13 protein-coding genes and 1 pseudogene are annotated in these 9,654 nt (G+C 36.3%); 13 read left to right on the top strand and 1 reads right to left on the bottom strand.

Annotated features, from left to right (window positions below; translation table 11 throughout):
- From ACTWQB_RS16305 to ACTWQB_RS16245, 13 genes and pseudogenes are all read left to right on the top strand, one after another.
- Positions 1–484 (top strand): annotated as a pseudogene (locus tag ACTWQB_RS16305) (hypothetical protein); the annotation flags it as partial.
- 44 nt (positions 485–528) lie between these two features.
- Positions 529–693 (top strand): hypothetical protein, encoded by a 165-nt coding sequence (locus tag ACTWQB_RS16300; RefSeq protein ID WP_443140222.1) that lies wholly within the window; start codon positions 529–531, stop codon positions 691–693.
- Between the two features lie 49 nt (positions 694–742).
- Positions 743–904, top strand: coding sequence for a hypothetical protein (locus tag ACTWQB_RS16295; protein ID WP_443140221.1), 162 nt, complete (start codon positions 743–745; stop codon positions 902–904).
- Positions 905–984: 80 nt separating this feature from the next.
- On the top strand, positions 985–1,371 hold the full coding sequence (locus ACTWQB_RS16290; protein ID WP_443140220.1) for a hypothetical protein: 387 nt from the start codon (positions 985–987) through the stop codon (positions 1,369–1,371).
- Between the two features lie 15 nt (positions 1,372–1,386).
- Positions 1,387–1,842 carry a hypothetical protein gene (locus ACTWQB_RS16285; protein WP_443140219.1) on the top strand — a complete coding sequence of 152 codons (456 nt, stop codon included), beginning with the start codon at positions 1,387–1,389 and terminating at the stop codon, positions 1,840–1,842.
- Between the two features lie 24 nt (positions 1,843–1,866).
- Positions 1,867–5,052, top strand: a complete 3,186-nt coding sequence (locus tag ACTWQB_RS16280) for a hypothetical protein (RefSeq protein ID WP_443140218.1) — start codon at positions 1,867–1,869, stop codon at positions 5,050–5,052.
- A gap of 18 nt (positions 5,053–5,070) precedes the next feature.
- Positions 5,071–5,220 (top strand): hypothetical protein, encoded by a 150-nt coding sequence (locus ACTWQB_RS16275; RefSeq protein WP_443140217.1) that lies wholly within the window; start codon positions 5,071–5,073, stop codon positions 5,218–5,220.
- 151 nt (positions 5,221–5,371) lie between these two features.
- Positions 5,372–5,917: a thermonuclease family protein gene (locus ACTWQB_RS16270; RefSeq protein ID WP_443140216.1), complete on the top strand. Its 546-nt coding sequence runs from the start codon at positions 5,372–5,374 to the stop codon at positions 5,915–5,917.
- Between the two features lie 640 nt (positions 5,918–6,557).
- Complete coding sequence (locus ACTWQB_RS16265) at positions 6,558–6,866, top strand: hypothetical protein (RefSeq protein ID WP_443140215.1); 309 nt, start codon at positions 6,558–6,560, stop codon at positions 6,864–6,866.
- Between the two features lie 205 nt (positions 6,867–7,071).
- Positions 7,072–7,614 (top strand): hypothetical protein, encoded by a 543-nt coding sequence (locus ACTWQB_RS16260; protein ID WP_443140214.1) that lies wholly within the window; start codon positions 7,072–7,074, stop codon positions 7,612–7,614.
- Positions 7,596–8,030 carry a hypothetical protein gene (locus ACTWQB_RS16255; protein WP_443140213.1) on the top strand — a complete coding sequence of 145 codons (435 nt, stop codon included), beginning with the start codon at positions 7,596–7,598 and terminating at the stop codon, positions 8,028–8,030. The genes ACTWQB_RS16260 and ACTWQB_RS16255 overlap by 19 nt, the downstream gene beginning before the upstream one ends.
- A 19-nt stretch (positions 8,031–8,049) precedes the next feature.
- The gene (locus tag ACTWQB_RS16250; protein ID WP_443140212.1) at positions 8,050–8,964 is read left to right on the top strand and encodes a hypothetical protein; all 915 of its coding nucleotides are present in this window, start codon (positions 8,050–8,052) and stop codon (positions 8,962–8,964) included.
- Positions 8,964–9,230 carry a hypothetical protein gene (locus ACTWQB_RS16245; RefSeq protein ID WP_443140211.1) on the top strand — a complete coding sequence of 89 codons (267 nt, stop codon included), beginning with the start codon at positions 8,964–8,966 and terminating at the stop codon, positions 9,228–9,230. Before ACTWQB_RS16250 ends, ACTWQB_RS16245 begins: the two co-directional genes overlap by 1 nt.
- A gap of 32 nt (positions 9,231–9,262) precedes the next feature.
- Here the strand turns inward: ACTWQB_RS16245 and ACTWQB_RS16240 are convergent.
- Positions 9,263–9,654: hypothetical protein (locus ACTWQB_RS16240; RefSeq protein WP_443140210.1), on the bottom strand; the 392-nt coding region annotated here is incomplete at its 5' end.

Below are 9,654 nucleotides of genomic sequence, written 5' to 3'. Positions count from 1 at the left end.
CATCAATATAAAAAAACGTAAACAAGAGATAGAGATATTTACCTTATACGACATCCTGAAAGCAGACTTACACGCTTTACAACCTGGACAGGAAATCAACTTATATGGTTTGTTAAGGGATCGCGTTTCTACATTTCAACATATACAGAACCCGTTATCTCGCTTTTTATCTCTGTGGATGACGGAACCAGAAAAAGCGAAGTATGTAATGGGTGAAGCGATAGGAACAAATGGAGCCAAAACGCTTGGAGAGGTGCTAGTTAGACTCGATAGTGCTAGTAAAGAAGAAGCTATTTCTATACTAGAGAATGAATCAGAAGTTTATCATGAATCTTTCTATAAAAAAGAACTAGAAAACCAGTTAAGAAAAAAAACCTATGTATTAATTTTCTTTGGGGTAACCATCTTTATTCAAATTCTATGGCTAATTTTGATATTTACAAGTATCACATTGCTACATTTAGAAAATGATGTCCTATTTTAGACATTATTTGAAATATATATCACTTTAGAAAGGAGGTATTTCAATTGGATTCAATTGCAGGTAAAATTTTAGGTTTGTTAGCAGTAGCCGCTATTTTTACATTGGTCTTTACTAATGTCCTTTGGCCAGCGGTACAGGATAAGGGAAACGAGGTAGAAAGTGAGATTCAATCAACAAACATTGAAAATCACGGATCAACGACACCGTAACTACAATAAAAACTGAAATCATTAATAATTTAAAGGAGTGTTAATTAATATGGATTCAATTGCAGGTAAAATTTTAGGGTTGTTAGCTGTGGCAGCTATTTTTACGTTGGTATTCACTAATGTATTATGGCCAGCGGTACAGGATAAGGGAAACGAGGTAGAAAGTGAGATCAATTCAACAGAAATTGGAGGTCATGGCGGAACTAACTAACTTGTTTGGAATAGAGCACCTTTAGGGTTATCCTTTAGGTGCTTTGTTTCAAACACTTCGAGGAAAGGGCGGCAATATCTATGGGGAATCATTTAGCGATGATATTGTTATTACCACTTATTTTGTGGTCAACGTTTCAAGGGATTCTATATAGTCATGCGACACAAGTTGAAGAAACGTTAATGATGGCTATTTACGAAGGTCAAAAAGAAGCAGCACTACAAGGAAGATATGACGAAAGCATTTATCAAACGATGGAATCATTTTTAGTTGATACTCATGGGTATGATCCAGATGTAATTGAGATCACAGGTACTGAAGACGTTGTACCAAGAGGGGAACGACTTGAGGTATCCGTTACCATTCCTCAACCCATAACACATGTAATGGATTTGTTTCGTTTTTCTGACTTAAAAGATACTTACACAGTATCTAAAACAATTATGTCAGAGTTTAACCCCTCCTAAATGAGGTGAACGAATATGCCAGAGATGCTACGAATGATTCTAGTAACATTAATTTCAATTTTATTGATGGTCACAAACGTCTATATTAGCCAACAAAGTCGTGCTACTACCTATTTGAAAGAAGATTTAGAGGTTGCTGTTCATGATGCTGCTTTACAATTGGATGTTGAGGCTTTATCAGAAGGGGATATTGTATTTAATCAAGATGAAGCGGAAGAAACTTTCATTGAAACACTTGAAATAAATACAGGGTTAACACCAGAAAATTATAGGATTGTGGAAATACATTTTTTTGACATTAATACTGTTGATGAATTTCCTCATGAATATGAGTCACTTAATGTTAATTTTGAAGATACCATCCTTCATCCTACTATCTTAGTAATAGTAGAAACAGAAGTTGATAGTTTCTTTCCTAATAGTGATAAAGAACAAATCGTAAGACGAGCCGCTTCTTACACATATGAATAATTGACTGGTGGGGGAAGGGTCAAAATGAAAAAATATAGTAAGTTATTAAGCTTATTATTAGTTGTATCAATTTTTATAGTAATCGATATGCCTACTTCACATAGTGCTTCTGGACCTTATGACGTTCCAAGTTCTATTAAACGGAATTGGGATAACTTGTATGGAAGTAAACAATACTCATGGGAATCCGGGAGGCAATTAGTATATGATGTTTATAATAAAAAGTATCTTAACAATGGCTATCGAATCGTTTCTAAAGACTTTGGTAAGGGAAAACGTGATTATATAGAATTTCGTGGTTGGTCAATTTTATTAGGTCATCGACATCACTATTCTAGTAACCAGTCTACATATATTGCTGCGGTTGATAGTAAGAGTGGAGAAACAAAGGTGTTTGGGACACGAATGCGAAATTTAAATGCGACAAATGATGTTGCGTATAACCGTGGTGGATCGTGGCCAACGTGTAGTGAGTCTACACGCGACGTAAACAACACGGTCTGTAACATGAAATATCAATCCACAGGGTTCGATGCTTTTTTACCGATTGAAGAACTATTCCCAGATCCAGGTGAACCTAGAACATGGGAGCTTTATCTAGTGAAAGAAGTAGGCGGTCGAGTTGTCTATACGGAGCTAGTTGTTCCCTTTAATTTTAATAGTTTAGATTACAAAGGGGGCGACATTCGTTTATCTAGTGGACAGGATGCTAATAATCTTGTGATGCTAGGAAGTAATGATGTCATTCGCCGAACATACCCACGATCGACAGAGTCGGGTTATAGTCGTGGCTACTTTAATACAGGCTATACTTATTCTAGAGTGACACAAAATGAAGATGAAGTTGCTGTTTGGTACGGTGTCCGATCACCTCATGATAATAACAACACACGATGGGTGGCCTCAACCTATGTTCATTTTGGAGGGGACCAAGCTCGATTATCTTTTGATCCAGAGGACAAGCCTCCTGTTCATATTTTTGATGGCATGTACTCTCATAAATACAGAGATGGTAATAATTATTGGACGACTCCTAATGACACCGTACGGATAAACCTGAGACAACGCGATGTCGATTCAGGTAACAAATATCAATACTTACGTCTATATGGTAGTGGTGTTGATGTTCGTTCACGACATAATTTCGATAGTTCTACTTCAAATAATTATCAGTTCTATACCAGTAATAAGGTTAGTATTGATTCTGCAAGTAGGACAGAAAACACTTCATATGGTCGTGTAAACTGGTATGTTAAGCCATCTAATCATGGCGATCACTTTAATGTCCACTATTATTATACCGACCAAGCTGGAAACACAAGAGGATATAATGATACAGGAATGAATCTAAAAGTAGATGGGGTTGCACCTAACCATTCCGATACAACCATATGGTCACATATTTATAAAAACGGTAATGATTATTGGACTAAACCTAATGATAGCGTCTTTATACGTTTTCAACAACATGACCCACATTCTGGTAACAAATATCAATATATGCGTTTAATGAGAAATGGAAACATTGAGGTTAGAAGTCGTCATGATTTTGCTGATGGGTCTTCAGATCATCATAAGCAAGTAACAAGCAGTCGTGTAAGTGTTGATTCTGCGTATCGAGATCAAAATGGTGATTATGGTCGAGTACGGTGGAAAGTGACTCCAAAGCAACACGGGGATACGTACCAAATCCAAAGATACTATCAAGATAACGTCAATAATACTAGAGGTTACGTCAATGATGGAAGGTTACGTGTAGATGGAGTTGCGCCTTCTATATCGTTAAATCCGAATTCTAAAAACTGGACTAATTCAAATGTCTCAGTGTCAGTGAGTGCTAGTGACTCGCATTCTGGTGTCAAACGTATTCGATATCGTACTTATCAGAATGGTTCTTGGAGTGGTTATAGTTCTTGGATAAATAGCTCTAGCACAAACATTAACTTAACATCACAAGGACAAAATCGAATTCATGTTCAAGCTGAAGACAATGTAGGAAATGTGAGGAATAAATATTCCGGCTATTATTATATTGATAAGACAGATCCTAACGATTCTTCTAACAGTATAACAGGACACACTTACAAAAATGGAAGTAATTATTGGATTAAGCCAAATGAAAGCGTCACAATACGTTTAAGAGGATATGATTACCATTCCAAAATATGGCGAACGTATTTACAGTTAAAAGGCAGCGATTTAGCACGTGCTTATCATGGTTGGAATAGTAGCAACTCTACCCATCTTAATAATTACAACACAAGTTCCCATATAACATTTAATTCTGCTAAGAGAACTTACGAGTCTAGTAGCGGTCGTACAAAAGAAGTAACCTTCACAGTGACTCCTAAATCACATGGCCATTATTATCATGTATATAGTTTGTATCGTGATAACGCCGAGAATTGGAGTGACAATTATTCGTGGAATAATACGGGGATGACTGTTCGAACAGATGGTAGAGGCCCTACAACATCTTTTGAACCACGATCTTTAAATTGGTCTGAAGGTCAGCATGACGTTGATATTACGGTTAGCGATTCGCATTCTGGTGTCAAACGCTTCAGGTATCGTATAGAAAATGATGGTGATTGGGGTGGCTGGAGTTCTTGGAAAAACGGAACTAAAGAAACCATTGCGATTAACCAAATTGGTCGTAACCGAATACAAGTTGAATCCGAAGATAATGTTGGTAATGTCAGTCGTGATATCTCAGGGTACTACGATATCTTAAAACTAAGCTTTGATTATAGTCCAAAACCGGCTTATGAAGGCGATGATATATTAATTGCCAACCAAACGGATTACGGAGATCGTCAACAGGATTTAGATGTAAAGTGGACGATTGTTGATCCGGAAGGAAATTCATCAACCCAATCTTCATGGAATGGTACGATTTCTAATGCGTTGTATGGTGAGTATATCGTTACTCTTGATGTAGAAGGTAATACACTTACGAAACAAATCAATGTAAGAGAATTAATTGTAGAAGGTTCTGTGGAACATACTGAAAAGTGGGCTGACTACCATAATGAGCAAAGTAATAGTAGCCATCAATTTTATAGTGGAGAGAAGTTCAAAACTATAGCAAAAGTTACAGATCAACCTATTAAGTCAGTTGAAGTAAATTTTGTTGGTCACTTGATGGATGGTAGTATATTAGATCTAGTGGAAGAACTTAACGCTGAACCTCATCCCACTTATTTATGAGAAGTGTATGACAAACAAATGTCTGATTCCCACAATCGTCTTCGTGAAGGCGGGGTTGTATTTGTGTTTACAGCTGAGTGGGAAAATGGGACCGTCAAACAAGATGTGGTAGAAGTAGATATCATCGGTTTTGTATTGGATGAATTCGACTTTTATCGTTCTAATTAAATGAAAGTGTGGGGAGCAAAACGCTTCCCACATTTATTATGATACAAACTTTTTTTAATGATAGGGGCTGGTCATACATATGAAATACTATTTTAAATGGTTAACTTTATTATTCTCCAGTATAATATTTCTTAGCGCTTGTGAAGGAGAAATGGTTTTAGAGTATCCAGAACATGTATCAAATGAACTAACAGACGAAAATAATGAACAGGCAACAGATAACATAAAAGATGATATCTCGACTGATAAAATTGAGGGAGAGCTAATTCGTCATGTTGATGGTGATACATCTATTGTATTTATTCCGAATCTAGACGAATATGGATATTCGAAAGATGTTATCACTGATAATGGAGAGTATCGAGTACGTTACATTTTAATTAACACACCAGAAATTTGCCATGAGAGTGATTGTGAACCAGAACCTTATGGGAAAGAAGCGCTGGACTTTATGAATTCAATTATTCAACCAGGTGATACTATTTATTTAGAGCAAGATACTTCTGAAACTGACCCTTATGGTCGTCTACTGTTTTATGTGTATTTAGAAGATGGTCGTATGGTTCAAGAATTATTATTAAGTGAAGGCTTAGCAAAGGTTGCTATTTTTGAACCAGATACGTCTTACGCTGAATCGTTTCAATCAATTGAAGAAGAAGCTCGAGAAAAAGAATTAGGAATATGGGCGAATAAGTAATACGTTTAACAACAGGGAGTGAACACAATGAGTAATAACAAATGCTGTATTGAAGGATGCTCAAATCCAATAAAGGTACATCGAAAACAACTTTGCGATAAACACTACACGAGACTAAGACGTCATGGAGATGTTCATATCACATACAAACCTCGCAGAAAATTAAAAGTATGTTCCGTAGATAGCTGCAATCTTACTGTTAAAAGTTTGGGTTTGTGTCATCGTCATTATTATGCCTATAAAACTTCACCTAGTTATCGAGGATATCTTGAAAAATTTATAAAAAAGTCAATTGAAATGAGTTAAAACAGAGCCAAACCATAAATGGAACTTAGAACTATTAAGATTCCATTAAAGAGGAAGCCTCTTCAGTTATAGAAGAGGTTTTTATGTTAATTTATTTATAATGATATTAATTTCTGAAAATTTACCGTATATTTTTACCATTTTGTAGGTTAAAAGTCCTTGTTTATGTTATAATGTTTAAAATATCTCATAAAATATCAAGAAATTGATAAAAGTTGCAGTTTCACCTTATAAAATTTAAATTAACACCGAATTGTTTATGAGAGAAGGGGTGAAACATGTGTTTTATCAGTTTGTAGCGAGTGGAGATAATATGTATATGAGTTCCCAAAAGATGTACTATAAACTAATAGAAGAATATTTTTTAATTGATAAATATACCGCCGTCCAAAGTGTAAGAATCCTGCAAATGAAGCCAAGAAGCTTTGGTCCAGAGCATTTTGATGTTACATTGTCTAAATTAAAAGAACAACCACTATCAGAATTTGAGACTTATATCCAACTTATGTTAACAGAAGCGCCAATATATAATGAATATGTATTGGATCACGAGGATGTAGAGAGAATATTGGCTATATCTGAAAAAAACGAAAACATCGTCTTCGAGATACCAAAAATTTTGCGAGATGACAATGTTGATTAACATACCTAAATTCGCTATAATATTCATATATTCTATTTCCTATGTCTAATTTTTATTACACTTCCCCTACGTGAAGTGTGCTTATATCAGTAAATACAAGAGCCTTTGGGCTATCGTTTTATTAAACGTTAGTCTCAAGGGCTCTTTTTTTATGCCTGGACTAAAGGAATGGAATATAATACTACTTTTGAAAGGGTGTGATGAGGTGTATAGGATCAGTGTTTTTCTTCCTGTTAAACCTCAAAAATTAACGGAGCATATGCGAGCATTTCGATTTGTTCCAACGAAGGAAGGGTTGTTGTGGAATGTGAAAGAGTCTTACGTTCGCATTCGGGCCATGACCAATCAGCGTGAAGGCAAGAAATGGTTTGGCTATCATTTTGAAAGTGATGTCCCTTTGGATGTTATGTATTACTTATTGGATATGTTATTTAATAGCTATCCAACCAAATCATTTACAGGGGTTGAATATCACTTAAACGAAAAGCTGAAAACCTCTACTATTAGGCAAATTGCTGATAACGCTGGTGTGCCAGGTATGTACAAACATGGGAACGTTCAAATTCTAACGTTGCCAACTCATACCATCATGCACCGTCGTGGTCATTTTAATCAACAACAACTATACGATTGTTTGCGAGAGATCGAACGAGTGAAGGAAACGATAAATCCATCACAAGTCGATCTCTTTTCTTATGCAGATAATCAACTTGAAGGAGAGGATAAATCATGGCCCGTAAGTCGCTAGATAAGGTTTACAGAAAGTTTGTAACCGCTAAGGACGATTATCAACGTTTCGAGTTGGTTGAGCGTTTAAACGATCATGAATGTCGTGAGATGTTATTTAAAATCGCCTTTAACTTGTTGCCAACAGTAGAGCAAGGGGGAGGCCATAACGTACAAACGTCCTTAACAACTTATAGCGTTGTCGCACTTCAGAATGATGATGTGGTGGATCGTTCTATTGGCCAGTATACAAGTGTATTAGCGTTTATTAATCAGTATCAACATATGGACCAAGTATTGGTCTATGATTCTGGTGAAAAGCTGCGACTCAAAATGGAGAATGGACAAGTAACTTTCTCCAATGACCAACAACTATTTTTAGATGTTCTCATTATTATGCAGCGTGAACGCGTTCATGCACTTAATCAAACGACTTAATGAAGAGGAGAGGATTACATTGACACAACAAATGAAACATTATAAGGCTGCTTTTGAACACGAGGTATTTAAAGGAGATATACCAGATTCTGCACGTTTATTCGAGGATTACATCAAGTCGGGTAAATATGCACGTAAAAAGCAAGAGGAAGAACAAATAAAAGTTTGTAAATCGTTCATGCGAAATAAACTTTATGAGTATGAAGGACGACGTTTTCAATTTGATGGTCATAACTTGGTGGCACGTTTTGTCCCAAAATTTATTTGGGAGTGGGATTACGAAGGGTTGTTAGATCATTTAACAGATTACCTATCTGTAGACGTATTAGTGAAACAACGTGTACTTGATCTTGATGCGGCTCAGATTAAGAAATCAGATGATTATCCATCGCTAGAACCCTATGCATTAGATCGCACTTATACACCACGACCTTACTTCAATAAGTTTGGTAAATCTTTTAATCAGGAAACGACAGAATCGCCTCGAGAAGACTTTACATCGATGGATGATGCGATTTTAGAGTATCGTTTTGCTTCGATTAACCAAACACAGTACGAGCAAGAGTATGAAGCCTTAAAAGAGCGGTTACTTGAGTGCTCGGTGTTAAATGAAGAAGGTAAAGTTGAACATGAATTTGGCTCAATTAAGTTAGTGGGATCACCACTTAAATTTAATCGCTATCAAGTACTAGACGAATTAGGTGAAGAACCTTTTATCCATCATCCGAAAATCAGCACAACTAAACTCAAAGAATTATGTCAGAAAGGCTATTTAAGTTGGGATGAGGTCACTCTCTTTCGTGATGTGAAATCGACACGTGTTGACTTTGTATTAATGGATTTAGAAAGTGAACAGAAGATGTTTGAGGGAATGAGAGAAAAAGATCAGCGAATCCTAGAACAAAAACTGGGGAGTGAAGGAGGAAGAGCGTAATGAATCATCACTATGACATGTTAAAACGACTATTATCTACAAACGAACCTCTGACTTTTTCACAGTGCGTATCTAAGTGGATTATAGAAAAGCGTATAGCATTAGGTGTAACACAACAAGACTTAGTTCAGCATTCAGTGAAAATCAACCGCTCTTTCTCCATTATGACGTTATCTAAGGTCGAAAGAGGTCATGGCAGTGTGCAGTTACGTACACTAGATAAGATTTTCATGACGTTAGATAGCTTAGAGAAAGAACAAGTATAAAATTTTAGCTCCGACAAAAGTCGGAGCTTTTTTTATGTTGCAAGATGTCGATTCCGCTTCTCACGTTTAGCGTGTTTCCAACTTCCAAATTGGCCAATATAACGGTGGCTAGGAGGAAGTCCGTGTTTCTTAGCGTACTCATCCCACTTGTTACGTGATGTGAAATGATGTTCATGTTGACGAGCAATGAGAATCAGTTCGTCTGCAGTGTATTGTTTTTTGGGTTTTGGCTGTTGGTGAACAGCTGCTTTGACATCTTCCCATGTTCCAAACAGATACCTTAAATGATAGCTTCTTGGTAGATTATGTTGTTTAGCATAATGATCCCAATCTCGAAATGTCGTGAAATATTTTTTATGTGGTTTAATTTGCTCAATCAACTGTTTTCGTTTATAGGTTATCGGTTCATCTCCTTTAACCGCTT

Source organism: Piscibacillus sp. B03, assembly GCF_052246295.1.
Lineage (GTDB): Bacteria > Bacillota > Bacilli > Bacillales > Alkalibacillaceae > Piscibacillus.
The sequence above is the reverse complement of the archived record's forward strand: the minus strand, read 5'-3'. Positions and strand labels throughout refer to the sequence as shown.